This is a genomic window from Marinobacter sp. F4206, assembly GCF_019392195.1.
GTDB lineage: Bacteria > Pseudomonadota > Gammaproteobacteria > Pseudomonadales > Oleiphilaceae > Marinobacter.
In genome coordinates this window covers 2296276-2321747 of record NZ_JAHXKI010000002.1, presented here as the reverse complement: position 1 = coordinate 2321747, position 25472 = coordinate 2296276, and the positions used below count along the sequence as shown (strand labels likewise).

General features: G+C 54.9%; 22 protein-coding genes and 1 tRNA gene. 3 read left to right on the top strand and 20 right to left on the bottom strand.

Translation table 11 applies throughout. From position 1 onward, the window contains the following. Window positions 1–63: 63 nt before the first annotated feature. The 3 genes from rpoD to KZO34_RS12920 all read left to right on the top strand — a co-directional run bounded on the left by rpoD (window position 64) and on the right by KZO34_RS12920 (window position 2759). Complete coding sequence (gene rpoD, locus KZO34_RS12930; RefSeq protein WP_219477047.1) at window positions 64–1908, top strand: RNA polymerase sigma factor RpoD; 1845 nt, start codon at window positions 64–66, stop codon at window positions 1906–1908. Window positions 1909–2009: 101 nt separating this feature from the next. Next, window positions 2010–2086: transfer RNA gene (locus tag KZO34_RS12925), tRNA-Ile, on the top strand. Window positions 2087–2336: 250 nt separating this feature from the next. Next, the gene (locus KZO34_RS12920; protein WP_219477045.1) at window positions 2337–2759 is read left to right on the top strand and encodes a hypothetical protein; all 423 of its coding nucleotides are present in this window, start codon (window positions 2337–2339) and stop codon (window positions 2757–2759) included. Window positions 2760–2964: 205 nt separating this feature from the next. Here the strand turns inward: KZO34_RS12920 and KZO34_RS12915 are convergent, their stop codons facing one another. From KZO34_RS12915 to KZO34_RS12820, 20 genes are all read right to left on the bottom strand, one after another. Next, window positions 2965–3228 (bottom strand): hypothetical protein, encoded by a 264-nt coding sequence (locus KZO34_RS12915; RefSeq protein WP_219477043.1) that lies wholly within the window; start codon window positions 3226–3228, stop codon window positions 2965–2967. Window positions 3229–3299: 71 nt separating this feature from the next. After that, window positions 3300–3629: a YceK/YidQ family lipoprotein gene (locus KZO34_RS12910; RefSeq protein WP_219477041.1), complete on the bottom strand. Its 330-nt coding sequence runs from the start codon at window positions 3627–3629 to the stop codon at window positions 3300–3302. 151 nt (window positions 3630–3780) lie between these two features. Next, complete coding sequence (locus KZO34_RS12905; RefSeq protein WP_219477040.1) at window positions 3781–5757, bottom strand: acyltransferase family protein; 1977 nt, start codon at window positions 5755–5757, stop codon at window positions 3781–3783. A gap of 202 nt (window positions 5758–5959) precedes the next feature. After that, window positions 5960–6592: a hypothetical protein gene (locus KZO34_RS12900; protein ID WP_219477038.1), complete on the bottom strand. Its 633-nt coding sequence runs from the start codon at window positions 6590–6592 to the stop codon at window positions 5960–5962. Window positions 6593–6932: 340 nt separating this feature from the next. Then, window positions 6933–8000, bottom strand: coding sequence for a putative sugar O-methyltransferase (locus tag KZO34_RS12895; protein WP_219477036.1), 1068 nt, complete (start codon window positions 7998–8000; stop codon window positions 6933–6935). Between the two features lie 641 nt (window positions 8001–8641). Next, entirely contained in the window at window positions 8642–9460 is an 819-nt protein-coding gene (locus KZO34_RS12890; RefSeq protein ID WP_219477034.1) for an ABC transporter ATP-binding protein, read from the bottom strand. A 14-nt stretch (window positions 9461–9474) separates the two neighbouring features. Further along, window positions 9475–10551, bottom strand: coding sequence for a FecCD family ABC transporter permease (locus tag KZO34_RS12885; protein ID WP_219477032.1), 1077 nt, complete (start codon window positions 10549–10551; stop codon window positions 9475–9477). 1 nt (window position 10552) lies between these two features. Next, window positions 10553–11554 (bottom strand): iron ABC transporter permease, encoded by a 1002-nt coding sequence (locus tag KZO34_RS12880; RefSeq protein WP_219477029.1) that lies wholly within the window; start codon window positions 11552–11554, stop codon window positions 10553–10555. 2 nt (window positions 11555–11556) lie between these two features. After that, window positions 11557–12477, bottom strand: coding sequence for an ABC transporter substrate-binding protein (locus KZO34_RS12875; RefSeq protein ID WP_257900276.1), 921 nt, complete (start codon window positions 12475–12477; stop codon window positions 11557–11559). After that, window positions 12477–14480, bottom strand: a complete 2004-nt coding sequence (locus KZO34_RS12870; RefSeq protein ID WP_308318813.1) for a TonB-dependent receptor family protein — start codon at window positions 14478–14480, stop codon at window positions 12477–12479. The genes KZO34_RS12875 and KZO34_RS12870 overlap by 1 nt, the downstream gene beginning before the upstream one ends. A 405-nt stretch (window positions 14481–14885) precedes the next feature. Beyond that, the gene (locus KZO34_RS12865) at window positions 14886–15500 is read right to left on the bottom strand and encodes a tyrosine-type recombinase/integrase (protein ID WP_219477027.1); all 615 of its coding nucleotides are present in this window, start codon (window positions 15498–15500) and stop codon (window positions 14886–14888) included. Window positions 15501–15711: 211 nt separating this feature from the next. After that, window positions 15712–16044 carry a hypothetical protein gene (locus KZO34_RS12860; protein ID WP_219477026.1) on the bottom strand — a complete coding sequence of 111 codons (333 nt, stop codon included), beginning with the start codon at window positions 16042–16044 and terminating at the stop codon, window positions 15712–15714. Between the two features lie 274 nt (window positions 16045–16318). Then, on the bottom strand, window positions 16319–17581 hold the full coding sequence (locus KZO34_RS12855) for a hypothetical protein (protein ID WP_219477025.1): 1263 nt from the start codon (window positions 17579–17581) through the stop codon (window positions 16319–16321). Continuing rightward, complete coding sequence (locus tag KZO34_RS12850) at window positions 17578–19119, bottom strand: VWA domain-containing protein (protein WP_219477023.1); 1542 nt, start codon at window positions 19117–19119, stop codon at window positions 17578–17580. Before KZO34_RS12850 ends, KZO34_RS12855 begins: the two co-directional genes overlap by 4 nt. Further along, window positions 19116–20099 (bottom strand): VWA domain-containing protein, encoded by a 984-nt coding sequence (locus tag KZO34_RS12845; RefSeq protein WP_219477021.1) that lies wholly within the window; start codon window positions 20097–20099, stop codon window positions 19116–19118. The genes KZO34_RS12850 and KZO34_RS12845 overlap by 4 nt, the downstream gene beginning before the upstream one ends. After that, entirely contained in the window at window positions 20096–20536 is a 441-nt protein-coding gene (locus KZO34_RS18845; protein WP_219477020.1) for a DUF4381 domain-containing protein, read from the bottom strand. Before KZO34_RS18845 ends, KZO34_RS12845 begins: the two co-directional genes overlap by 4 nt. 44 nt (window positions 20537–20580) lie before the next feature. Then, window positions 20581–21561: a DUF58 domain-containing protein gene (locus KZO34_RS12835; RefSeq protein ID WP_219477018.1), complete on the bottom strand. Its 981-nt coding sequence runs from the start codon at window positions 21559–21561 to the stop codon at window positions 20581–20583. Window positions 21562–21569: 8 nt separating this feature from the next. Further along, window positions 21570–22577, bottom strand: a complete 1008-nt coding sequence (locus KZO34_RS12830; protein WP_219477308.1) for an AAA family ATPase — start codon at window positions 22575–22577, stop codon at window positions 21570–21572. Then, complete coding sequence (locus KZO34_RS12825; protein ID WP_219477016.1) at window positions 22574–23572, bottom strand: HAD family hydrolase; 999 nt, start codon at window positions 23570–23572, stop codon at window positions 22574–22576. The genes KZO34_RS12830 and KZO34_RS12825 overlap by 4 nt, the downstream gene beginning before the upstream one ends. Before the next feature lie 67 nt (window positions 23573–23639). Then, window positions 23640–25226 (bottom strand): arylsulfatase, encoded by a 1587-nt coding sequence (locus KZO34_RS12820; protein WP_257900274.1) that lies wholly within the window; start codon window positions 25224–25226, stop codon window positions 23640–23642. Window positions 25227–25472: the final 246 nt, after the last annotated feature.

Here is a 25472-nt window from a genome sequence, read left to right as displayed (position 1 = left end):
AGCGACAGCTATAATGGCTGTTTAACTTTTTTTCCTTCTAAAAAGCGAGTTCACAGGGTGTCTATGTCAGGCAATTCGCAGAAATCACGTTTGAAAGACCTCATTGCACGAGGCAAGGAACAAGGTTACCTGACTTACGCCGAGGTAAACGATCACCTCCCGGAAGACATCGCCGACCCGGATCAGGTCGAAGACATCATTCGCATGATCAACGATATGGGTATTCAGGTCACGGAAGAAACGCCGGACGCCGATACCCTGCTGATGACCGAGGGCGATTCCACCGCTGACGAAGCGGCTGCCGCCGAAGCTGCAGCTGCGCTTGCCGCCGTAGAAACCGACGCTGGTCGCACCACCGACCCGGTCCGCATGTACATGCGGGAAATGGGTACCGTGGAACTGCTGACCCGTGAAGGCGAGATCGTTATTGCCAAGCGTATTGAGGAAGGCATTCGCGACGTCATGGCTGCCGTTGCACACTTCCCCGGCACCGCCGGCACCGTTATCCAGGCCTACGACCGCATCATCGAGAACGAAGGCCGGATCAGTGACATCGTGACCGGCTTTCTCGACCCGGACGACGCCGAGCCGTTCATGGGTGAAGAAACGCCGGCGCCCAGCTCCAGCGATAATGCCTCGTCTGACGACGACGATGATGAAGAAGAAGAAACCGAAAGCGGTCCGGATCCGGAAGAGACCCGGCTGCGCTTCGAGCTGCTGAAAGAAAAACTGGCCGCCGCCGACAAGGCGCTGACCAAACACGGCCGCTCCGACAAGAAAACCCAGGAAGCCCTGAACGAACTGGGACAGGTGTTTGCCCCGTTCAAACTGGCCAACAAGGCATTCGACGAACTGGTCAACGTGGTCCGTTCCACCAACGACCTGGTGCGCGAGAACGAGCGGGCGATCATGCAGATCTGTGTTCGCGACTGCAAAATGCCGCGCAAGGACTTCATCAAGTCGTTCCCGGGCAACGAAGTGAACCTCGACTGGGCCGACAAGATCTCCAAGAGCAAGAAGCCCTACGCGGCGCCAATGGTCGAGCGCATTGACGAAATCATTCGTCTGCAGAAACGTATCCAGAACGTTCAGACCGAAGTGGATCTGGACGTGGCCGACGTCAAGGAAATTAATCGTCGTGTTTCCATCGGCGAAGCCAAGGCCCGTCGCGCCAAGAAAGAGATGGTTGAGGCCAACCTGCGTCTGGTTATTTCCATCGCCAAGAAATACACCAACCGCGGCCTGCAGTTCCTGGATCTGATTCAGGAAGGCAACATCGGTCTGATGAAGGCCGTCGACAAGTTCGAATACCGTCGTGGCTATAAGTTCTCGACCTACGCCACCTGGTGGATTCGTCAGGCCATTACCCGCTCTATCGCGGACCAAGCCCGCACCATCCGTATTCCGGTGCACATGATCGAAACCATCAACAAGCTCAACCGCATCTCCCGCCAGATGCTGCAGGAGATGGGCCGCGAACCGACCCCGGAAGAGCTGGGTGAGCGCATGGAGATGCCGGAAGACAAGATCCGCAAGGTCCTGAAGATCGCCAAGGAGCCGATCTCCATGGAAACACCGATTGGCGATGATGAAGACAGCCATCTGGGTGATTTCATCGAGGACATTCAGGCACTTTCGCCGGTGGATTCCGCCACCGCCGAAGGTCTGCGCGAGTCAACCCGCCTGGTTCTGGCCGGCCTGACCGCCCGCGAGTCCAAGGTCCTCCGCATGCGCTTTGGTATCGAGATGAACACCGACCATACCCTGGAAGAAGTCGGCAAGCAGTTCGACGTTACCCGGGAGCGCATCCGTCAGATCGAAGCCAAGGCACTGCGCAAACTGCGTCACCCTTCCCGCTCCGATCACCTGCGCGGCTTCATCGACGATCAGGGCAATCCCCAGGGATAATCACCACAACAGTAGCGGGCGCCACACCTCACCGGTATAATGGCGCCCGCTCTGTTTCCCCATCAGGAAATACCTTTCAAAACAGCACTTGTTTGCTGCACGGGCCTATAGCTCAGTTGGTTAGAGCAGGGGACTCATAATCCCTTGGTCGCTGGTTCGAGTCCAGCTGGGCCCACCATTTTTCAAGCACTTACAATCTGCCTACCCTCTTCTCTGAGCTGAAGTGTCAACCAAACGTCAACGCCCTCTAAAAACCAAAAATGATAACTAAGCTTGTATCCACATATAATGAATTAAACGACTGGATTTCCGACAGAACCGCTAACCCAAACCAGCAGGTGCGGTCGCACATAAGCAAGCTCTACATTTTATCCCACTACTTCGTGGGTTTTTTTACCCTCTGGATCTGCAAGTATAAGCTCGATCAGATGCATGACCTGGCAAACAAGGGCGATTGGAGCGACAACTACAGCCAATACGAGCAGCTACAGGCGATTCAGGAAAGCCTCCTGCGTTTCATATATGACAATAGCTTTCTATTCCAATCAGGCGTAGAAACTCTCTATCTGGTAGTTTGCGTAATCTGGGGAAACTTAGGTTGGGACCGAATCAAAAACATTAAGTCCGACCCAGATGATTCAAAATTTGTGGAATATTTCGTTTCTGAATCCGCGACAGGCCTCGGTTTTTTTGGTTTTTTGTCGGCGACTGCCATGATTTTAACAATGGTAATGAGTGGTACCTGGTGGTATGGAATAGGAAAGATGGAGGTATTTTGGACTGGCGTTTTTTCCTTATGCTTTACGTTATTGTTCCAGATCCATCGAGCATACAAGCACACTAAGCAATGAAACTTCAGATATTTCTGAGTGGACCTAGCCGAAGGGTTCTACCCCGTTACTGCGGACACACCTAAAAAGAGGCATGGACTTACCCCGGTCTAGTAGACCGGGGTAAGTCCACAGCCGTTTTAAAACCGTCCGTGGAAAAGGGGTAGAACCCTTTTTCTAATCGCCTCCGTAAGAGATGACGATGCCATTTGGCAATCAGAAGGCATTAGCCGTCGATTAAGATATCTATAAGGAAATCCACAAAGCCATAATTATCCGTACGCTCTTCAGCCAATTTTCTATTGCGCGATTCAAAGGATCTCGCGACTTTTTCATCACCATGTTCACGCCATGAATTGGCCATATCTCGATTCACTTTCATCTGGTGCGCGGTCCTTTCATGGGAATGTGTTGAACACCCTTGAAACAAGATCACCACCAGTAAAAATCCTGCACGCACAGGCCGACTAAAAACATCCATATCTCCCATTCGATCCTCACTCTCTGAGTTCCATGAGCGCCTTTCGTTGTTCCTAACCATTTAAATAGGTTGGCTGTGCTCTACCTGATCGAGATGTTGCCATCTCGACTCTGTCGATAAATCGTGTAGGGCAAGGCTACCGTGTCTAAGATGCCTGAGAACAACATATCGATAATAGAACCTGGAGTGCCGCTGCTTGCGCGCCAGGTGTGAACTGGAGCTGGCTCACCACTCAGCTTACAAAAATCATAGGCAACTCCACTGTACACTCGGGGAATCGAGTCGCACTTCGTCTCGGATTGCTTGAGATTTCGGACTGTGACGGCATCTCCCCACACTACCGTGTTGACCGTTCCGCATCCCGTCAACGTCAAAATCAGTATCCCGCTGATGATCAATCGGTGTTTCATTTTAGGTTCCTTGTTAAAGCGTATAACGCCGTCATTAGCAGCGGTGCATCTAAAACAGGGATGTTTACGAAAAGACGAAACCAAATTTTCGGCATTTAAAGCAGTCCAGCTACTCTTGCCCTAGCTGGACCTGGTCCGCCAATTGTTTGCCTCAAGATGGGTCTTCAACCGAGATCTCTGGAAGCTGAGGCAGTATCTTGGGAGTGATACTAATGACAAAGCTATCGGTAAGGTGTTGGCTGTCTCTGTAAACCACAATGCCCTCTTCAGTCATCGCGGAGCAGATAGCTGACGGACAGACCACGGAGTTGAGTTCGAGCACATCAACGTTTGGCATGTCCGAGGCTGCGACCTCCAAGAGTTCGGATACTCGATATGCCTCGTCATCAGACTGATCCCTACTACAGGCGCCTGCTATATCCGTTGTTCTGCTCTTAACTTCTCGCTTAATACAGCTCGGTGCATCGATACCCAAAGTCGGAGTTCCAGGCAAAACGACGACCTGAGCGCCCGTACTTCGAATTTCCTTCCAAACGCGCTGACTTCCAGATATCCATTCCTGGTCACTGAAGCCGTAGGTGGAAGCGCTGCCGACCACAACTACATCTGGCTCCCATTCCGGTAAGCGCTCTAAGATCTTCTCTCTCCACTCCTCGCAAACTGTATAGACTTGCTTTATCCGATCATAGAAATAGGGGTGATCAACCATTGGACACGATGACTTGGTAAGAACTATGTATCGCCAATCTCGCTGCAGGTAAGGCAACCCAATAAGTGAAAACCATTGCGCACCGACGCTGTCACCCAGCAACATTACGGTTTTTTCGGCGTCTTCCGCTCCGAACTCACAAGGCTGAACTTTGTTATGAACAAACCATGAATCGCATGGCATCGAATATATTATGGGGTAGTCTGCGCGCCACTGGTCGCTGAAGCCATCATCGACTAAAGGCTGTCTTGCCGCATGAAAGCTCCCCAGAAGAGCCACGAGCATCACCAGAGCTCCGCACTGAACTATTTTCTTAGGAGCGAAATAGCTTAGCCTCCCCTTCCAGAAAGGCCTCTCAACCAATCGATAGGTGATCTCTGTCAGAACCAGACTTATCAGGGTGACGGCACCAATCAACTCAACGGTCAGGCTGCCGTAGATGGCCTCAAAGAGGAGCAGGACAGGCCAATGCCACAGGTAAAGGCTGTATGATCGATTTCCCAGCCAAACCAACGGTCCACAGGCAAGCGGGTTTCTCTTTTCCGGAATCAGGGAGCCCGCCAAAATTATTAGCGCCGCCCCAAAAGAAGGTAGTAAAGCAGCCCAACCAGGGTAAGGCATTCGATCGTTATAAAGGTGTACAGACAGCGCGACTGCCACTGTGCCAATGGCCAATAGGAGCAAGCCTGCGAGCTTATTCGGTGCTTGGTTTCGTCGAAACTCCGGACGATATACCCCAAAGAACAACAGGGCTCCTAAAGCAAATTGCCAAGCCCGGGAGGGCATCTGGTAGAAGGCAAGAAGCGGGCTATTTTTCGTCCAATAAAGACAAAGTGCAAGGCTTGAGATGAAAACCAGTGCAAGCCCGAGGACGATATGCCTCTGGAGATTGACCTCTGCCGGCCGTCTTCCTCGCAGAAAGAACGTCGGCAAAAGGAACAAGAATGGCCAGATCAGATAAAACTGCTCTTCGACCCCCAGCGACCATGTGTGCAGAAAAAGGTCGTTCTGGCCTAATTCATTGAAATAATCAAGCTCGTTGAAGCTGAAGTAAAAATTTGAGAGCCATAAGGAGGCAAATGGAGCTGAACCTACTTGAGCTTTGGCCTGGAAGCTCGGCAAGAGCACGAAACTGGCGAGCAAGGTGAGGCCAATCATCAATACCATTGCTGGTAAAAGCCGCTTGATACGTCGGCTATAGAACGCCAGGACATTCAATCGTCCGCTTGCCTCGTACTCTTTGTACAAAACGCCTGTAATCAGGAAACCAGAGAGTATGAAAAAAAGATCGACTCCAATGTAGCCACCAGAAAAACCAACTACGCCAGCATGGGCAAGGAAAACGACTGAGACGGCAATCGCTCGGAGTCCTTGTAAATCCAACCGTAGTTTCAGTGCTGAATCGTTATGGTGATGCATTCCATACCCTTTAATTTTTTAGTCTAAGACGAGGTCCAGCAGATTTTTCTGCCTAGCTGAAACAACGTGAATCAAGATTACCAACAGTGAAAAGCCTGCTTATGCAGGCTTACTCAAAACATCCATGTCCACTCCATGCCCGTCACTCAATTCGTAAAATACGCTCCTAGGGCGTTGCCGCTACTTACTGACTTCTCAACTTTCATGGCTGATTTAACTGCGTAAGACAATAGTCACCAAAGGTGACCACAGTTCCTAAAGCGGGCGAATCGGGATGAAAGCCAATCGAACTTCCGTAGATGGAGACAACCGAGGTGTCGTAACAAAGCTGATTTCCTGAAGGAAGCCCCGAGTCCAGGGAATAGACCGTTCCTCTCGGACCGATATCTTCAGAAAGACCAAAAGCTTCGTAATCGAAGGTAAAGGCACGGCGCCCATCAACAAGCGAGCTATCCACTGACTCATCACGTGGGAGAAGCTCAAACTTTATATCTGTGAAAACATGCTTGGTATCGACTTCAGGACCGATACAATTCGCATTATCGAAACGCTGTCCGTAATGGCGTAGTACCCCCGATTCCGCAAACGAAATAACAGTGCGTTGATAGGCAAAATCGCCGTCCTCAAGTTCTATAGATTCACAGGTGGACACCCAGCAGCCGGGCAAGTCGGTTACTGTATTCGAACATACCGGAGCATCAACTGACTCAACTTTAAAACTGTTGTCACCGGCCGCAGTCGATGGTTCGAGATTGGATTCTCCGGATCCAGTTCCGCCGCAACCAGTCTGGGCAAAGAACAATACGAGAGGAAAAAACTTCCATTTGATGTGCATTCATCTTCCTTGATACGTCAGGATTCAAAAGAGTGACGTACCTTACTACGCATAGCGGTTGCGTAGAACCTTGGATGCATGGGGCCGTTAACGGTGTCAACAAAGTGTCCACGCATTAGCGAAACAGAGTAGCAATCTGTGGAGGCCCGATTTCGTAGGTGATTGGTTGTGCAGGACTGTAGTTTTCTACGGTGCGTGTGCAGCGGATTGATAGTCCCCATGCCGGTGGTTCGACTCCGCCTCCAGGCACCGCGAATTCAATGACTTAGCCCGCCTCGCGCGGGCTTTGTTGTTTGTAGCATCCACGCAACAAACGTAAAAAGACTGACCCAAACTAAAACTAGCTTTTTCTTTTCGATACCGATACCTCAGAGCGAAAAGTGCCGGCTCGATTCTCATACCCGTAGAGTCTGGATTCACGACCCAAGACTTGGAAATCATTGAATAGCTCAATAATGAAGTCTGTCGTAACTGGTTCCAACACTCCTAGATCATTTGTAGTTTTCGCAATTGACTTACCACTGGCACTGTTACGAAGCAGTAGGTATTTCTTTATTAAGGGCTGAACCAACTTTGAATAATTTTCAACAACGTCCGGCTCCATCTCTTGGAAAGAAATAAAATTAGCAAAGAGGTCGACGCTTCCTGTAATTCTGGGCAACTGCCAGGGACATAGGACAACAGCCCTATACTTTTTCCTAAGGCTGTCTAAATCTATTACTTCTAAATCTCTGCTTTCTTCGTATATCAGCACCTGATCTTCACCAAAAACTCGGCATAAATAACTAGCAGATACTGCGGCCAAGGGCGGGATATCTATGTTTACATAAAAATTGTCATTACTGGAGCTCAAAAATATTTCGCCGAGAGTGCCATAGCCCCCGCCGATTTCCATAATTGAGTCAATGGGATCACCCTTCGTCAGAGAGTTTAGGTACGTGAGTGCCCTAAGATAGTTAAGCATGGATCTGCTATAAAACTTGCCATCAAATGAATAATACTCACCTCCCGCTATTACACTCTCACTCACTTCGCCTATTGGTATAGATTGAAGTGCACAGCTATCGGTCGCCACCCTATAAAGCGAGTACTCATTCATAGCCGAATCACGACCCTCCAAAGAGTCAGCAAGCTTTGCCTTTTGTTCCCCTTTTAGATTTCTTAGAAGACTTATCAAAAGGTTCAAGAGTGGCTGAATACGTAATTCACCATTCCCGGGCCGAAACATCGGAGCATAGAACTTGACCGCGGACTTATGTTCTCTAAACTTTTCAAATCCGAACGTTTGTATATCTTCGACTATATCTCTCAGGCCACTTTGCCAAAAATTGGTGGGTGCGAACTGCGGCGGAACCCGCTCCATATCCTCCAGCATCAACGACAAATTACGATGGTGGTTGAATCCCATGCTACTTCGAACCTCGCACTTAAATTTGGTCTCCTTGTGTAGCTGGGATGCTATAGCCTTCCACACTATTCCACAAATCAAAAAAGGCAGGACGAACCCGCATACTTTGGCCTTTTTCACGGGAAAGACGCAGGGAGAGCTGCGCAGTTTGAGGTGGCTGCAGTACGAAGCCCTAATCGAAGACGAATATTGAGATCGAGAACGAGTTTAAGACGACTTGTGAATTGGCATCACGGCGTCAACGAAGTGTCGACGGACCTGTGGTTTTGAGTGGCTAAACGTGGAATCTAACAGACCTAAGTCTCTGATCTGTTGGCTAGTGAGCGTCAATGTGGTCCTAAAAGCTCATCGACAAGGCTCGCATAATCCTTAGTCGCTGGTTCGAGTCCAGCTGGGCCCACCATTCTCTAGCTTCTAAACAACTGCTGTTATTGAAACCATAACTTGGCCGTTTTGGCCACTTTCCAAGCGTAGTCAACGCTAAGGTCGCAAAGCGAACATTCAGAACGGGCGATCATGGCCTATTGATAGGCCTCCATATTGTACTTTCGGGTGTTACGAACAGAGGGGGAAGTCCAGCCTCTTTTTACGAGTGTCCGCAGTAACGGGATAGAGCCCGGGTGGTGGCTACAAGTCCTGATTTAAGAGGTAGTAGTACAGTGATGACATTGCCTGGGTCGGCTTTGTGCCGATTCTGCGAATCCGGTGCAAAACGGACGACCTTCCCTCCCCGCAGTGATGCTTGTATGCACCCGAAATACCCTGTTAACGAGAGACTCAGTAATCACTTCCGCAGGGCTGCCAATCGTATCGAGCTGACCGTCAGCCAGCACCGCAACCCGGTCCGCAAACTGCGCCGCCTGGTTGAGGTCATGGAGTGACATGACCACGGTCAGTCCGTGTTGCCGGTTCAACGTGGACAAGAGCTCCAATACTTCCAACTGGTAGCCCCAATCCAGAAACGTGGTCGGCTCGTCCAGCAGCAGAATATCCGTCTCCTGGGCCAGTGCCATGGCGATCCAGACCCGTTGTTGCTGCCCTCCGGAGAGCGCTTCCACCGGTCGTTCCGCAAGTTCTGATACCCCGGTCATTGCCATGGCGTCGATGGTGGTGTTGTCGTCGGTAGTGAGGTTCCTTTGCCACCATTTCCGGTGGGGAAAGCGACCCAGTGCAATCAAGTCCCGAACCCGGATACCATCGGGCACAATCGGTTTCTGGGGCAGCATGGCGAGCCTGAGCGCCAGTCGGCGCCGGTCCCATTGGGCAACCGGCCGGTTGTCCAGGAACACCTGGCCCGACCGGGGTGGCAGCAGGCCGGCAAAACTTTTTAGCAGGGTGCTCTTACCGGACCCATTTGGGCCCAGCAGGCAGGTGATTCCACCCTCGGGAATGGCCAGCGAGACGTTGTCGACGACCGGTTTGTCGCCATATGCCAGTGAAAGATGCTCGGTTCGTAACATGGAGAGTCCGGGCCTCAGGGTTGACGCGATAACAGATACAGGAAAAACGGGACGCCGAGGACAGCGGAAACCACGCCTACGGGCACTTCGTACGGAGAAAACAGCGTTCGGCCGAGTAAATCTGCCAGCACGGCCAGCACCGCCCCCAACAGCACACACAACACCAGCTGGGCCGGAAGATTGGCCCCGGCCAGCCTACGACTGATGTGGGGAATCAACAGGCCGATAAAGCCCACGGGCCCCACCACCCCGACGGCACTGGCCGCCAGTAGCGTCGCAATCAGCAGGGCGAAGGCACGCCAGCGGTTCAGGACCAGCCCCAGAGTGCGAACGTGCTCATCGTCCAGCTGCATGACTTTCAGAGGCCGCACGAGCAGCGCGACACCGGCCAGCCCGATGAACGTCCAGGGTAACAGTGTATGCAGATGGTCCCATTCGACCCCGTACAACGAGCCGGCCAGCCACTGGGCGACCAGTTCGGTATGGGCGTGGCCCCAGAAGGCCAGCGCGCCGGTGGTTAGAGCGTGCAACATACCGGCAATCACCGCACCGGTCAGGGTCATTTTGACGGGCGACAGGTGGCCATGGCGCATGCCAAGGAAGTACACCGCCAGTGCGGTTACCAGCCCGCCCGCCATGGCAAACAGCGGCAGATACTGCAAGGCAAACGACGTATTGTCATAGGGGTTGGCACTGGACACCAGCCAGTCACCGATAATAAAGGCGACGACCGCCACCAGGCTGGCACCGGCGGAGATGCCGAGAATGCCGGCTTCTGCCAGGGGGTTCCGGCTCAGCAGCTGTAACAGCCAGCCCGACAGGGCAAAGTGAATGCCAATCAGGACACCGGTCAGGGTGCGGGGCAAACGTAATTCGAAGATCACCCGCTGAACGTGTTCCGAACCGTCGCCGGTCAGCCCGGCCCAAACCTGGGCCCAGCTCAGGTCGATTGCTCCCAACTGGACGCCCGCAACCAGGACAATGGCCACACCGAGCCCGCCGGCCAGAAACAGTCGAGCGACAGGACTGGAGCCTGAAGGCCGGCTGCCGGGGTTGCTTGCCCGGGTTGGTGTCGTCGCCGGAAGAGTCACGTTATGCGCTCCGAGGTGAGATTCGAGAATTGAGCAGGTAAATCAGCCAGGGGGCCCCGATCAGGGCGGTCAGCATGCCAACGGGTAACTCCTGGGGAAAGGCCAGTTGTCGGGCCAGGATGTCGGCGGCCAGCAATAACAGCCCGCCGAGAAGAGCGCTCAGGGGCAGCCAGTGCTGGAGCTGGTTGCCGATAATCCGCCTGGCAATGTGCGGTGCCACCAGGCCGATAAAGACGATCGGGCCGGTGAAGGCGACCAGCGCCGCTGCCAGCAACAGCGCCAGCAGCAGAAAAACCAGGCGCCACCGGCCGACGGCCAGCCCCATGGTCTGGGCCAGATCATCGTCCAGTTGCAGCAACCGGAACGGGCGCTGCATAACCAGCAGGGCGAAAAGGGGCAGCAGCAGCCAGGGAAGCACCATCTGTAGCTGCAACCAGCCCCGGCCCATCAGGCTGCCGGCCAGCCAGTAGTAAAGCTCGGCCGCCTCCGCCCCGGATACCAGCAGAAGCCCCGTGGTCAGTGCGGTGGCCAGCGAAGTGACCGCTATGCCGGCGAGCACCACGCGCTCGGGTTGTAACTGCCGGCGACCAGCAATGGCAAATGTCAGCGCGCCACCCAGCAGCCCTCCGCCAAGGGCCATCAAGGGCAGCCACATGGCGGCTGGTGAGCTCAGGGTTCGAAGCGACACCACCGCCAGGGCGGCGGATGCGATCACGCCGGTCAGACCGGGGGACGCCAGGGAATTCCGGGTGACACCCTGCATAACGGCACCGGCAACGCCCAGGGCTGCCCCACCGAGAAGGCCAAGTAAATTGCGCGGAAGGCGCAGTTCCAGCACGGTGATGCGTGTCAGCAAATCGCTGCTGCCATCCAGGGCGACCAGTAACTGGCTCGGCGAAATCCAGCGCGAGCCCATCATGAGGCCCACGACGAACAGCAACGCCAGGAAGGCGACCATTGCGCCGTAAAGGGCCGCCGGGCGCAGAGTGGCATCGTTAGTCATGGTTATTCCGGTTCCGACGTCAGCAACAGACGCTGAATGTCGTCCAGGATTCGCGCCCGCGCAATCGGGCCTGCGCCCTCTTTCCAATACTGCGACACCTCGTAGACTTGGTCGGTGCGAACCGCCTTGAGATAGGGCCATATCGGATTCATCGTAAACGCGCGCTGACGACTCGTCGGCAACAGGAAAATGATGTCAGGGTTGAGCTCCAGCAGGGCTTCAAGACTGACCCGATAGCCCAGCGGAATGCCACTGTCGGGATTCGGCGGCTCACCACCGACATTGTCGAAGCCCAGGCGTTCCAGCAGCGCCGTCGGCAGGAAGTGATTGTAATAGATGAAGGGGGTTTCACTGCCGCTGGTCAGCAGCGCCACCGTCTTCGTTGAGTTGTGCTTGTTGCGCTCGGCAAGTGATGGGACACGTTCCAGAAAACGAGCGTTGAGTTCTGCGGCTTTTCCGGGTTTGCCCAGCGCCTGCCCCGCCAAATCCACTGCCCTCAGGCTGTCCTGAAGGGTGATCAGGTCCAGGGCCAGGAGCGGGGCAATGGCTTCGATCTGGTCACCATCTTTCTCGGTATATCGGCGAATGGCGAAGACAAGGTCCGGCTGGACCGACGACAAAACCTCCAGGTTGGGCTGGTGTCTCGGCCCGAGGCCCCGAACACCGCTTAACTGCGACGCTAGGTACTCAGGCACCCCCTGCAGTCCATAGTCGGTAACCGCAACCGGCACCACATCCAGCGCCAGCGCAATATCGGCTCCGAAGGTCGAAATTGCGGCGGGCCGGGTGGCCGGTGCGGACAACCGCAGGGTTTCCCCACGGTCATCCGTCAGCCGGATGGTGTGGTTGTCCGCCCAGCCTGATACAGGCGAAAGCAGGACAACCAGCAGGCTCGTTGCAATCCGTTTCCGTAGTGAGGCCATCAGAAATCCAGTTGGGCCTCAAGGATGAAGCTTCGGCCCGGCTGAGGTACTCGACCAACCGGGCTCACGTCCACGCCCCGGAAGTAGTAATCCTCATCCAGCAGGTTGTTGACGGCCAGGCCAAGGTTCAATACACGATCACCGCCCACCGCAAAATCGCGACCGACCCGGGCGGTCACCAGGTGGTAATCCGGCAACTCACCAGCGCTGCCATTGCTGGTTTCCTCTTCAGTGTTGTCGGCATCGCTGTAGCTTTCGCTCACGTACACCCAGTTCACGCTGGCGTCCCAGGCCTGGTAGGTGTAGACCGCGTCGGCGCTGATTTTATGGGTTGGCGCATTCGGAAGCTCGTTGCCTTCGTTGTCACCGGACAGCTGTTCGGTGTCGAGGAAGGTATAGCCCAGGCCCAATTCCCATTGGCTGCCAACGTTCCAGCGGTTTGCCAGTTCGATACCCTGGTGGCGGGTTTCGCCCAGGTTCTCGAAACGACTGTTCGAACGGTTGAACTGAATCTGATCCTCATAGTCGATGCGGAACAGTGTGGCGGAAGAGAACAGGTCCGGCGTTACCTGCAGGCGTGCGCCCAGCTCATGGTTCCAGGCGGTTTCATTGGCAACCGCACCCTCGCGGGTGGTCTGGGCAATCTGCACGGGCACCAGCGAGCGCTGGCTGTTGGCGAAGACAAACAGATCATCAGACGCCTGATAACCCACGGTCAGGCCCGGCAACAACTCCTCGGCGTTGTTTTCCTCGGTGTTGCCGCTGAGGTTGTCGCGGAAATCCATATCAACGTCTTCGTAACGCAGACCCGGCGTGACGGTCAGGCGGTCATCCAGGAAGGACACGGTATCGCTGACGTAGAAGGCCATGGCCCGGGTGTCCAGGTGCCAGTCACGTGCCACGGAACGGTTACCGGAGGAAAGTTCCAGGCGGTTGACGTCGAACTCCACATCCTCACTGACAAATCGCGCGCCGAGGGTAATGTCATGGCGGCCATGACGGATCGCGAGCCGGGGCTCCGTGCCTAACACGGTGAACAGCCGGGGCGAATCCGCAACGTGAGTCGAATCGAGGCCCGGGTCCGCCCAGTGGCCAGTGCCGCTGAGGTTCTGGCCGAAGAAGAAAGTGCGGTCGGCGTCGTGCACGAAATTGCGCCACTGGAATTCCACGTTGTCGACTGGGGTGTACGTCCAGGTGAAGGTGGCGCGGCTCATATCGGCTTCGTAGCCATCGTACGGGCGCTGGCTCTGGGTGCGATCCTGCTCATAGGCTTCTGGCGTAAGGGCGCCGGGAAGTTCGGCATCGACACGGTAGTATTGCAGCTGAGAAGCCAGTTCGTTCCGGTCGTTCAGGTAATAGCGGGCATCCAGGATGAGGTTGTCCACTTCGGTGTCGGAGTGGTCACGAAAACCGTCGCCGCGCTGGACGTTGGCCTGGAACTGCAGGTCGAGCTTGTCAGTGGCCCGGCCTCCGACCCGGTAATAGGTATCAGTAAAGACGTTGCCGGTCTCCTCCGCGATGGTCACGCGCTCGCGCAGAGTCTGGGAGGTTTCGGCCGGAATCGGCTTGGTGACGAAATTTACCACGCCACCCACGTTGTTGGGTCCGTAATGAACAGCGGCGCCGCCTCGGACAATATCCACGGCTTCCAGGCTCGGTAGCGTCACGGGGAAGAGTGAGACGCCCACGTTACTGTAGGGGCCAATGGCAATTGGGTAACCGTCTACCAGAATCTGAAGCCGTTCACTACGCAGCGGGTTCAGACCACGGACGCCGATATTGGGGAGGATTCCCGTTCCCGTTTCATCAAGCACCGTAACACCGGGTACCGGTCGCAGGGCGTCTTCCAGATTCAGCGCGCCAGTATCCTGGAGCTCTTCTTCCTCGACCACGGAACGGGCACCGGTGTAGGTTCTCTCGGATTCTTCCGTCGGCGGTCCCAGCCAATCAGCAGTAACCTCAATGCCGGGGAGCAGAGCAGGCGCTTGTTCTTGCGCTTGCACAATCGTAGGCGCGGCAACCGTCGGTAAAAAAAACACCGATAGAAAAGTTGAACCAGCGGAAAGGCTCAGGCGAGGAGGTCGATTTGGCGATGATGATTGACCGGGTGTTGGCATTGGGATCTCCAGCAGTGGGTGTAATTATGCATGCGTATATTACTGATAATAATTCGCATTACAATCACCAAAGGAATCGGTACCAACAATGAGCCCTTTTCCCGTCTTCCAACGAAACTAGTTGTCTTGCAGTGGGCGACACGTTGATCGCCTTCAAATTGAGGGGTGTGAATGTTCGCTTTTGTTTAGCCATAGGAGGGCCGTAATCGGTTCCCCAGGATGATCATCGACTGGCGCTGAAATCGGCTGCGTCGCCCAACGATCGAAGATCGAAGGACCACGTTACACCAATCAGATCTCAATACTCTCAGCTATCTCCAGAGCGTCCTCGACCTCGACACCAAGATATCGCACGGTACTGGACATGTTGGTGTGGCCCAGCAGCAACTGGACAGCTCGAAGGTTTTTGGTCTGCTTATAGATCAAAGTCGCCTTGCTACGCCTCAGCGTGTGAGTGGCGTAGACAGAGGGATCAAGGCCAATGCTTCCGACCCACTTCTTGACGATCCGGGCATACTGATGGGTGGTGATGTGGTCGCACCTCCTGATCCGGCTCGGCCACAGATAATCCATACCCGTTAGTCCGCGATACTTGATCCACGCCTCGACCGATTCACGTGTCTTTTTCGTTATTTCAAACCTAACGGGCTGACTGGTTTTCTGCTGAACCACTTGAGCACGCTCCAGCACTTCTCCGTTTCTGGAAATATCTCGAACTAATAGCTTAACCATGTCGCAGGATCGGAGTTTGCAATCAATTGCCATATTGAACATCGCCAATTCGCGGATTTTCTCAGCAATCTCTAAGCGAATGCGGATGGCCCAGATCTGTTCGAGTTTGAGAGGTAGCTTTTGCCCGACGCGTTTTCCCTTGTTCCAGGGAGAGTGACTGGTAGAGAAGGTCATGATTTGGCCCCTACGAAGGGTGAGGGCCTATAAGCATGGCTCAGAATAGTGATGACTGCCTGCGACGAGGCCTCGCAAACCCGAAGGTCGCAAAGCTGACATTCAGAATGACTGATCAACGCCAATATTCAGCGGCGGCCTCTACGCAGCAAAGCGGAGAAAAAGATGTCCGGTGGTGGCCCTTGGGGCCGGAACGAACTGGAATATTCGGTTATGTGATCAGGTATTTACCCACCACGGTTGCGAAAACACCAACCAACACCCAAAGAAACCTTGTAAATGCCACCCCAGCCTTGTACCACCACTTGCCCTCTCGGATGTCGCGCTCCCAATCAGCTAGCGTGATGGCACCCTTTGGAGTAATGAAGCACCGATTTTTCTCATTGGATGCCAAGAAGCGTTCCTTTGAATCGGATACCAAACCCTCGGCAACCAGTTCCTGAACGAGCCGACGCTCCAGACCTTCCAATCCACTGATTGGACCGAGGACGCCGCGGTTAGCCATTCGCAAATATTCTAGATAGGAGTCTTTATTAACTTCCAACGGTTCAACCCCTCAGACAAATAACAGCTTATTAGTTTGAATTCGCATTAAACCGCAAGCGGCTCAGAGGGGCAAAGGCGGAGTAGGCCCTGGTCGCAAAGCGAACATTGAGAACGGGTGACCACGGCCTAGAGAGGGACCTCCGTATGGGGCCTTGGGGTGTCCGCATAGTTGGGGAGCTCTATTCCCAGGGGGAAGGTATTTCGGTAACTCCAGAGATGCGCATGATCGATCAGAAACGCTCTCAACCAACGGTTTGCTTTGTCGCCTGAGTCTATTGTTGGTTCGTCGGGTTCATCGGCGGCAAAGCTTGGTAAGAGCCGAACCGGTGCCTCAAGTGGCGCCGCATCTCGCGCAAAATTTTACTGAGATGTAGCCAGAGATCCTCTTCCTTGGCATCAGCGGTTCCATAGTGCTGCCGACCTAGCTCCAACAGGGTTTTCTTTAAGCGTTCATGATCCTCTGCCTCTCGGCTCGGGAAGAAGCCTAGCCAGTGATGAAGCGCCGGGTACAACCTCGTCCGGCTCCGGTTCTTCACGGCGTGCGTAAGGACCCGGTAAGCATGCAGTTCAGACGTCTCGTAATGAGATTTCCTTCTGGCAGCGAATTGCCTCAAAGGGCCGCTGAATCTGCGTGAAGCCCAGAACATTGAAAAAAGAATGAATAGCCCGGCAATGACAGCGAGCGCTATCGGGCGCCAGTTTCGAATCAGTTCCGTGCCAACAAGAGGGCCATCTACAGCGTATGAAACAGGGCCGGTCTCTGCGATTTCGATGCACTGATTGTCGAGATCCAACCATTGCAGGGTGATGGGAGGTAACTCCCCTGCGCCACCGACTTCCGCCACCAGCGTGATCTGTTCTGTTCGTGTTCCACCCAGTACGCCCCGGTCGGATGTTTCGGAAATAACCGGATCCTCAGGATAGACGGCCAGCCCTTCCAGCCGCAGGTCGGAAATCAGATCGGGAAGAAACATCGGTGAAGTGCCTTCGATTCGCGCTGTCACGGTCCAAATCAGGCTCTCGCCGGGTTTCAGCTCTTCAGCATCACCCTTTAACTGCTGCTCGATGGTGATATTGCTTGCAGCCAGGAATGGCGACAGCGCCTTTCCTTCTTCCGGGATTTTTCCGGAGAAACTCAGTGGTTCTGTACTCATCGTGATGGTAGTAGGTTGTTGGTTGTCCAGCTCGACGAAGGTGATCTGCACCGGTTGCGGAGGGATTTCGAAGTCACCTTCTGCCATAGGATAAATTCTGTAATGCCGGGTGATGCCAGACCAGGTTTCTCCGTCAACACGATCGCTGGTAGGGCCGGAAGCACGCTCCGGTAAACGTACCATCAGATCAGGCAATTCAAAACTAGGCCAGACAGGCGGCTTGGGCATGAAGGTAGGAACGAGCAAGGTGAGGCGCAGACTAATCGGTTGGCCGGGAACCGCTACCGTTTGCTCAAGTTCGGTTCGCAACACGGGCGCATGCTCAGCGGACGCTTGCTCCTTAACCAATAGCATCAGAAGTATTACGGGCCATCGATTCATGGTGAATCTTCTGCCTCCCTGCCGCGGCCGGAAGCAGCTTCAATGGCGAATCGCTGCCTCAGAAAATCCGCCGTCTGGGTATCTACAGTATTCATCCATTGATCCGTGCTGAGTAGTGCTTCCCCACCGGCATTCGCCGCCTCCATCTGAGTTTCGCTGCCCCGGCTCGCCTCATTGTCAAAAACCACATCGTCTGCGCCAAGATTTTCCTCGCCCGTATCGGCGTCTTCACGGGCCTGTTCGACGTAGTCCACGATCTGGCGGGCCAGTTCCAGATTTTCACGAGCCCCGGGGTATTCGGGATCTCTCTCGAGTGCCGCTTCGAACGCCCGAACTCCGTCGCGATACCCTCTGGATTTTATATACGCCATGCCCTGGATAAAGGCCGCATCAGGACTGTCTAATCGTTCCAATACCGGTATAGCCTCAACGTATTGTCCATCACGGTAGAGGGCGTACCCTCGCCACAATGGGTCGACAAATCGCTTGGCGGCAAGCCCGAAATCCTTGTCCTCGAAGGCCGTACGCCCTTGTTGGTCCAGAGTAAAGAACCAGTCTCGAATGCCTTCTGCCCTCACTTCGTGGGACACGGGCATCAGCGACAGTGCGGCGGCCATGGCTCCCCATTTCATCGTCCAGCCCCGACGACATCCCAATAACAGGATCAGTGCGGCAGGCCATGCGAACCAGTGGCCCTGGTCAAGCCAGGGTTGGTCGGTGTTCTGGAGCAGGGTTTTTCGGTACGCCGCAGTCAGTTGTTGGTCAACTTCCGCAACGTCGGATTTGTCCGGAGTCAGCTCAACCCGGCTCACGTTCAGATTGTCCAGATTGCTGGTTGTGTCATTCGGCAGAACGGACAGCAGTACCGTCCGTTCTGCGTCCTGCGACCCATTGATCTGCTCGGCGTCAGCGGGATCCACATCATCGGTCACCAGTAGAATGCTGCCGTCGATATTTTGCTCAGTCATGAGCTCCAAGGCCAGGTTCCATGCCAAAGCCAGTCTGCTCCCTTGCTCGGGCATGACGTCGGGACTGAGCCCGGCGAGGTAAGGCACCATAACAGAGGGGTCTTCAGTCATCGGAACGACTAAATGTGCCGTTCCGGCGTAGGCCAACAGAGCGGTCTGAGCCCCTGCGCGCAAATCCAGCAAGTCCCGCACCTTTTGTTTGGCCCGGTCAAGTCGCGACGGCGGCACGTCAGCCTGCGCCATACTCTCTGTCACCGCCAGTACGACGATGGCCGGCGATGTGCTCGCTGAAAAGGGCTCAGGTGTTCGGGACCATGTCGGACCAGCAGCGCCCACGTTTAGCAGGATTAGCGCTACGGCCGCGCCGTCGATTGGGCGCAAGCGGCGCCCTTTTTGCGAGCCAACCGTCAATGCGGACCGGAGATGTTCCGCAATCTCTCGACCGGGCCTTTCTGGTTTTTTCTCAGAACGCCGGACGAACCACCACACAATCAGAATCATGGGCACCAAAACAAGAAGCCAGGGGCGAATGAAATGAAAGGCACTTGCCAAAACAGCCAGATCGCTCATGCTGTTAGGCTCCCTCTGGAATTAAATCGCAACACCACCAAGGCTAGTGCGCCTAAGATTGCACCAGCCAACATCGGTATGTGGGCAAGGGACTCCCTTGAGCGATAGGATAGTGTTTCCACCTTGCGCGGTGTCAGCTCATCAATGCGTTCATAAACGGCTTTAAGCGCGGATTGGTCCTTGGCAAAGTAAAACTGTCCGCCGGCCCGGGCAGCAATATCTTTTAAGGTATCAACATCGACGCGGTCCTCCCCGCGAGCTTCCGGATCCCCGACACCGACTGTGTGAATCTCTACCTCTCGGTCACGGGCGATCTCAGCAGCATTGACCGGACTCATGCGGCTGGCCGTATCCGTACCGTCTGAGAGCAGGATCAGCAGTCGCTGCTCCACATCACTGGCTTCGAAAGTCCTGATAGCAAGGCCAATGGCGTCTCCGAGCGCGGTGTGAGGGCCAGCCATACCCACTGCTGTGCGCTCCAGCATGTTTTCTATGGAACTCAAATCCTCCGTCAACGGCACCTGAACGTAGGCTTTAGAACCGAATACAATTAACGCCAGCCGATCCCCCTGCCGCTCCCGAACAAACGCATTAACGACTGACTTCACGCCTTCGAGGCGTTGAGTGGTATTGCCGTCCGGTTGCTCAAAATCACTCGCATCCATTGAGCCGGATATATCGATCGCCAGGACGACATCCCTCGCTGCCTTGGTCATCTCCACGGGCTGACCTACCCGCTCAGGCTGGGTCATGGCGAACACACTCAGGAACCAGACAAACCCCAGAGAAAAAACCTGAAAGCGGGTGCGCGATAAGATAATCGACCCCGGGCGAGCTTGAGCTCCCGCAACACTCACGATGCGTCTGAAAAAGGGAAACCGGATAGCAGGCACTGTTTGCCGGTATGGTGGCAAAAGCCACCAGGCGAGCAGCGGCAACGGTAGCAACAGCCACGCCCAAGGCAAACCAAACTCAATCATTTTGGCAACTCCGGCGCAGAGTGGTGAGCAACCCAATGTCGGGCCAAATTCAGCAGTTCTTCGCTAGGCCTCACGTTATTCCGGTAAACAGCGTCTGTCAGCTCTTTACCTGGGCCGTTGGCAAACTGGCCATCGCCACCGGTTCGGTCCAAAAATTCCAGCCAGGCCGGTCCACAAAGACTCGCAACATCCTTTCTCGGCCAAACCACCAGGGCGGTTCGACGCAGGATCGACGAAACCGTAGCAACATCCTGCGGTGCTGACCGAAGTTGCGTCAGAGCTGCACGGCGATAGGCGTTGGTTCTGTGCCCTCGTATCAGGCGCCATACTACATAGGCTAGAACGAGCAGAATTGCGGTACCAACCCAAGCCCAGCCTGCGGTGGCGGGCCACATCGAAATAGGTGCCGGCATGGATGGTTCGGTCAACTGGCCCATCAGGGCAACCAGGTCGTTGGCAGGCGGTGCTGAAGCTGTCTCACTCATCGTCGCTTTACCCCGGTCAGCATGGCCAATTGCGAGGCTGTCGCTTCTGCCGCGGTGAGCGGAATAACCGAGACGCCAAACTGTTTTTGCCAGTGCATTACCTCAGCCATTCGTCCTTGAGCAAACGACGCGAGTCGGGCGCGGACTTTTGTGTCCCCGGCATCGATATCTGCCTGTAAATCCCCATTGGAAACGAATAGGCGCGTGCGTTCAGGGATCTCATCTGCGAAAGGATCGGTGACCGGGCAAAGAACGAGGTCATTGTGGCGCGCTAGTCCCGAAACGATTAACTCTGCGCCGTCTCCTAGGGTATCAAAGTCACTCAAAACGATGATCAGATGATTCCGCGGGGCGATACCCAGCACCATTTTTAGCACGCGGCTGAGTTCAACTGGCTCAACATCCGGGGCATCGGCGCTGAGCAGGCTGTTGGCCCGCGCCAGTGCCATGAGGAACCGGTGCAAGGCGGCGCGGCTGCGTCTTGGTTTGAAATCGGCTAGGTGTTGATCGCCGAAGACAATGCCGCCAATTCGATCCCCCTGATCCAGAATGCGAAAGGCTGCGAGTGCCGCCGCCTCTGCCGCGGTAACCGACTTCATGTTAAGGCGAGAGCCGAAATACATGGTCATGCGCTGGTCAACCACCACCAAAGCAGGCCGATCCCTTTCTTCAGTCATGACTCGCACATGGGGTTCACCGGTACGCGCTGTCACCTTCCAGTCGATCGATCGGATATCGTCGCCCTGGAGATAGTTTCGCAGCTCTTCGAAGTCGAGGCCGCGACCTCTGATGCGGGAGCCATGGCGGCCATTTAGCACGGACTGGCTAGGCTGGCGAGGAAGGAAAGACAGCTGTCTGGCCTGATATTGCAGTTCCAAGAGGTTACGGTAGGTGACGTGAATGCGAGTGTCGCCCTGGCCCTGTTGGGGTGGTTTTCGGGCAACATTTGCTCGAGCGCGGGCGGGATCACCAGGCATGAATGCTCCTATGGCAGGGCTACCTGCTCCAGCAACTCGCCGATGAGTTGATCGGCGGACACACCTTGACCCTGCGCTTCGTAACTTAGGGCCAGTCGATGGCGAAGAACCTCCGGCGCTATGGCTCGGACATCGAGTGGGTCGACATAGTCGCGCTGGTTGAGCCAGGCATGCACACGACTGCAACGGTCCAGCGCCAGGGATGCACGCGGACTGGCGCCCCAGTCGATCCAACGTTTCAGGTTCGGACCGTAGGCATCCGGGTATCGGGACGCATTTACGAGATCGGCCATATACCGGACCATGGGCTCAGCGACGTGGATTTGAGCAATTTCCTGGCGCGCGGCAAAAATCGCGGCTTGCGGTATCTGGTTTTCGGCCGGAGGTTTAGTCGTGCCGGTAGTCGTCGCGTCGTGCGCTCCCGCCTCCGCTGAGGCTGTTTCTTCACCGCGAACCAGCAGGATGATATCGACCTCATCCTCCACAGGCGGGTATGTGATGTTTACATGCATCAGGAATCGGTCCAATTGGGCCTCAGGCAAGGGGTATGTCCCCTCCTGTTCAACTGGGTTCTGAGTAGCCATCACCATAAACAAGGGGGGCATTGGATGGGTGTTACCGCCCACCGTCACCTGACGTTCCTCCATCGCTTCCAGCAGCGCCGCCTGAACCTTCGCCGGCGCTCGGTTGATTTCATCGGCCAGTACGATGTTGGCGAAGATGGGGCCTTGGGCGAACCGGAAGTCGCCGCCGGACTCATTCCGGTAGTAGATGTCCGTGCCGGTCACATCGGATGGCAAGAGATCGGGGGTAAATTGGATGCGGCTGAATTCGCACTCCAGCCCTTTGGCCAGTGCTTTAACCGCACGGGTCTTGGCGAGTCCGGGCATGCCCTCGATCAGCAGGTTGCCGTTCGCGAGGAGGCCAATCAGCAATCGGTCAATCACTGCTTTCTGGCCGATAATGGCCTCGCCCATCCGTTTCCTCAGTAAATCAACCTGTTGCCACGGGGTCATGGCTGAACTGGCCATATCTGCTCCCAATCCTGCTCCATGTTCACCAGTAGCCAGTCTCTGCTGCTGGCTTCATCCAGGCCACGTTCAAGACTGCCAACAGCGCTGTCCCGGTCATAAGCCCATTCCCGTTCTCCGTCTGTATGGTGAATCAGGATGCCGAGGCTTGCCCCGGGGGCTGAAGTTGACCACTCCAGCATCTGGAAGTCGCCGTCTGAATTTCCTACGGCGATAACCGGACGAATTCCAATTCTGGTGTCGATAGCTACCGGTTTGCCTTCCTTGTCATCCAGGAAAGCAAGTTGTCCTTCTTTCATGATAGCCGGCTCTCCATCCACCATCTGATAGCTGGCTTTCAAGGTAGTGCCGATGACCTGGTTCGGGGGAATGTTGTAAACCTCCTCGGCGAAGGCCCTTATGAAGTGAAGCCCACCTCCAGAGACGATATAGGTTTGAAACCCCTCGTCCCGCAGGTACCGAAGCAGCTCCAGCATGGGTTGGTAGACCATGTCACGGTAACGCAGACCGGTCTCCGGGTGCTTTTTCTCCAGCCATTGCCTGGCTTCTTCCGTAAAGTCTTCAGCGGAAATGTTGGAGTGAGTCACAGTGATGATCTCCAACAGACCTTCGTGACCGCTGGCAGACAGCGCTTCGAGGTCGCCCTCAACGGCTGCCTTCAAGGCACCGGAAGAGGCAATCGATGGGTCCTCCTTGGCCATCTTCTGAAGCCGGTCAATGGCAAAAAGTAACTGGAAATAGATCGGTTTTTCAGCCCACAACGTGCCGTCGTTATCAAAGACGGCCACGCGATCTCTGGCCGTGATGTAGGAATCTGATTCCGGGTCGGTCACGGACTCCACGAAATCCACGATTCGGGTCTTAGAGTCAGAGTCCTGCCACGAAGGCAGCGGGTCCGCCTGGGTGGAATGGGCGAACGCGACCAGTACCAAGGCCGCGACAGTTATAGACCAAACTGACGAACGCAGTGTTAGCGCCATTTTTTGTTTCTCCATGGAAGAGGCGTTCAGGTAGCCGGCGAGAGCCTGAGCTCCCGCCGGCTCAACGTCATTGCTTTCCTGCGGGCTGGACGGTGGCCTCTTCAAGTCGCTTCATCAGCTCTTCATTTCGAAGGGTGTTGTAACCCAGGTTAGAGGCGGTGAGCGAGGAGCCCATCTGATAGGGGTAATCTTCGAATGTGGAGAAAAACTCTTTGAGTTTTTCCTGCACCGGCACAAAGGTCCACATGGTGTTTTCCGCATACCAACGAAGGTAAAGCTCGGACTCTTCCCAGGCTTTTTCGTACGGATCTGCCTTCAGGTGAATCACCTTGGGCCACGCAGGTATTTCCCGGACAGCCGAGGTGATATTGCCAGTCAATACAGCAAAGTGAATCTTCCAGTCCTGCACCCGTACAGCGTTCAGGTTACCCCCTTGGTCGAAATAGAAGATTTCCTCCCGTGCACTGTCTTCGGCTTCACCGGACAGGTAAGGCAGTTGATTGTAACCGTCGAGGTGAACCTTCCATTCCTTGCCGTTCATGGTGTGGCCTTCCTTGACCTTCTCAACAATGTTCGGCTCGCCGAGAGCGGCTGCAAAGGTCGGAAACCAGTCTTCGTGACTGATGATGCCGTTCATTTTGCTGCCCGGTTCGATGACTCCAGGCCAGCGAACCAGCAGCGGTATCCGGAAACCACCTTCCCAGGTGGTGCCTTTCTCGCCATGGAACGGTGTAGTGCCGCCATCGGGCCAGGTTACTGTTTCCGCGCCGTTGTCGGTGGAGTAGATGACGATGGTGTTATCACTGATTCCCAGTTCTTCTAGTTTCTCCAGCAATTGCCCAACGTGCCCGTCATGCTCGACCATGCCGTCGGGATACAGGCCAATGCCGGTCACTCCCTCAGACTCTTCCTTCAGGTGAGTCCATACATGCATGCGGGAGGCGTTAAACCAGAGGAAGAAAGGCTCATCTTGCTGATGAGAACGGTCAATGAAATCAAGGGCGCCGGTCAAGAACTCTTCGTCGACGGTTTCCATGCGCTTGCGAGTAAGCGGTCCGGTATCTTCAATTTCACCGTCGGCTGAGGCCCGGAGGACTCCCCTGGGACCAAATTTCTCACGAAATTCAGGGTTGTCGGGGTAGTAGTAGCTCTCTGGCTCTTCTTCGGCATTCAGGTGGTAAAGGTTTCCGAAAAATTCGTCAAAACCGTGGTTGGTGGGCAGGTGTTTGTCCTGGTCACCCAAATGGTTTTTGCCGAACTGAGCAGTTGCGTAGCCATGGTCTTTCACCATGTCCGCGATTGTGGGTGCCCAATCAGGAATCCCGTGGGACGACCCTGGCATTCCGATGGTTAACAGGCCAGTGCGAAATGGGTGTTGTCCCAAAATGAAAGACGCTCTGCCCGCAGTGCAAGATTGCTGTGCGTAGGCGTCAGTAAAAAGGGCTCCTTGGCTGGCAATTTTGTCGATATTAGGGGTTTGGTAACCCATGATCCCGTGGTTGTAGGCGCTGATGTTGTGAACGCCGATGTCGTCTCCCCAGATCACGAGAATGTTGGGTTTCTCTTTGTCACCTTCCTGCGCAAGGGCTGGTAACCCGAGCCCCATCAGCAAAACCAAACTTAAGAAGTATTTCGTCGAGCGTTCGAAGCACATATTCATCCTGAATCTCCTGCATTCAATCAGCTGCCGTTCTCCGACACTGCCGAATGACTGCTCCAATCCTTGGTCAGGACGCTATCCGGTCAGGAACGATTACTTTTCAGAACTCCAGCCTGAAGGCTAGTCTGAGGTTGGTGAGTAATCAAAAATAGAACGTGAGTTCCCACCTAACTGAATTTTACGAAATGGCTCCTTCACCGGACCTCTGGCATCGCTTAATTTTTTGCGCTTTTGAGGCTT

Coding starts and splice junctions, on each gene's coding strand:
- rpoD (WP_219477047.1), top strand. CDS start 64: ATGTCAGGCAATTCGCAGAAATCACGTTTGAAAGACCTCATTGCACGA.
- KZO34_RS12920 (WP_219477045.1), top strand. CDS start 2,337: ATGCATGACCTGGCAAACAAGGGCGATTGGAGCGACAACTACAGCCAA.
- KZO34_RS12915 (WP_219477043.1), bottom strand. CDS start 3,228: ATGGGAGATATGGATGTTTTTAGTCGGCCTGTGCGTGCAGGATTTTTA.
- KZO34_RS12910 (WP_219477041.1), bottom strand. CDS start 3,629: ATGAAACACCGATTGATCATCAGCGGGATACTGATTTTGACGTTGACG.
- KZO34_RS12905 (WP_219477040.1), bottom strand. CDS start 5,757: ATGCATCACCATAACGATTCAGCACTGAAACTACGGTTGGATTTACAA.
- KZO34_RS12900 (WP_219477038.1), bottom strand. CDS start 6,592: ATGCACATCAAATGGAAGTTTTTTCCTCTCGTATTGTTCTTTGCCCAG.
- KZO34_RS12895 (WP_219477036.1), bottom strand. CDS start 8,000: ATGGGATTCAACCACCATCGTAATTTGTCGTTGATGCTGGAGGATATG.
- KZO34_RS12890 (WP_219477034.1), bottom strand. CDS start 9,460: ATGTTACGAACCGAGCATCTTTCACTGGCATATGGCGACAAACCGGTC.
- KZO34_RS12880 (WP_219477029.1), bottom strand. CDS start 11,554: ATGACTAACGATGCCACTCTGCGCCCGGCGGCCCTTTACGGCGCAATG.
- KZO34_RS12875 (WP_257900276.1), bottom strand. CDS start 12,477: ATGGCCTCACTACGGAAACGGATTGCAACGAGCCTGCTGGTTGTCCTG.
- KZO34_RS12865 (WP_219477027.1), bottom strand. CDS start 15,500: ATGACCTTCTCTACCAGTCACTCTCCCTGGAACAAGGGAAAACGCGTC.
- KZO34_RS12855 (WP_219477025.1), bottom strand. CDS start 17,581: ATGAATCGATGGCCCGTAATACTTCTGATGCTATTGGTTAAGGAGCAA.
- KZO34_RS12850 (WP_219477023.1), bottom strand. CDS start 19,119: ATGAGCGATCTGGCTGTTTTGGCAAGTGCCTTTCATTTCATTCGCCCC.
- KZO34_RS12845 (WP_219477021.1), bottom strand. CDS start 20,099: ATGATTGAGTTTGGTTTGCCTTGGGCGTGGCTGTTGCTACCGTTGCCG.
- KZO34_RS18845 (WP_219477020.1), bottom strand. CDS start 20,536: ATGGGCCAGTTGACCGAACCATCCATGCCGGCACCTATTTCGATGTGG.
- KZO34_RS12835 (WP_219477018.1), bottom strand. CDS start 21,561: ATGCCTGGTGATCCCGCCCGCGCTCGAGCAAATGTTGCCCGAAAACCA.
- KZO34_RS12830 (WP_219477308.1), bottom strand. CDS start 22,577: ATGACCCCGTGGCAACAGGTTGATTTACTGAGGAAACGGATGGGCGAG.
- KZO34_RS12825 (WP_219477016.1), bottom strand. CDS start 23,572: ATGGCGCTAACACTGCGTTCGTCAGTTTGGTCTATAACTGTCGCGGCC.
- KZO34_RS12820 (WP_257900274.1), bottom strand. CDS start 25,226: ATGTGCTTCGAACGCTCGACGAAATACTTCTTAAGTTTGGTTTTGCTG.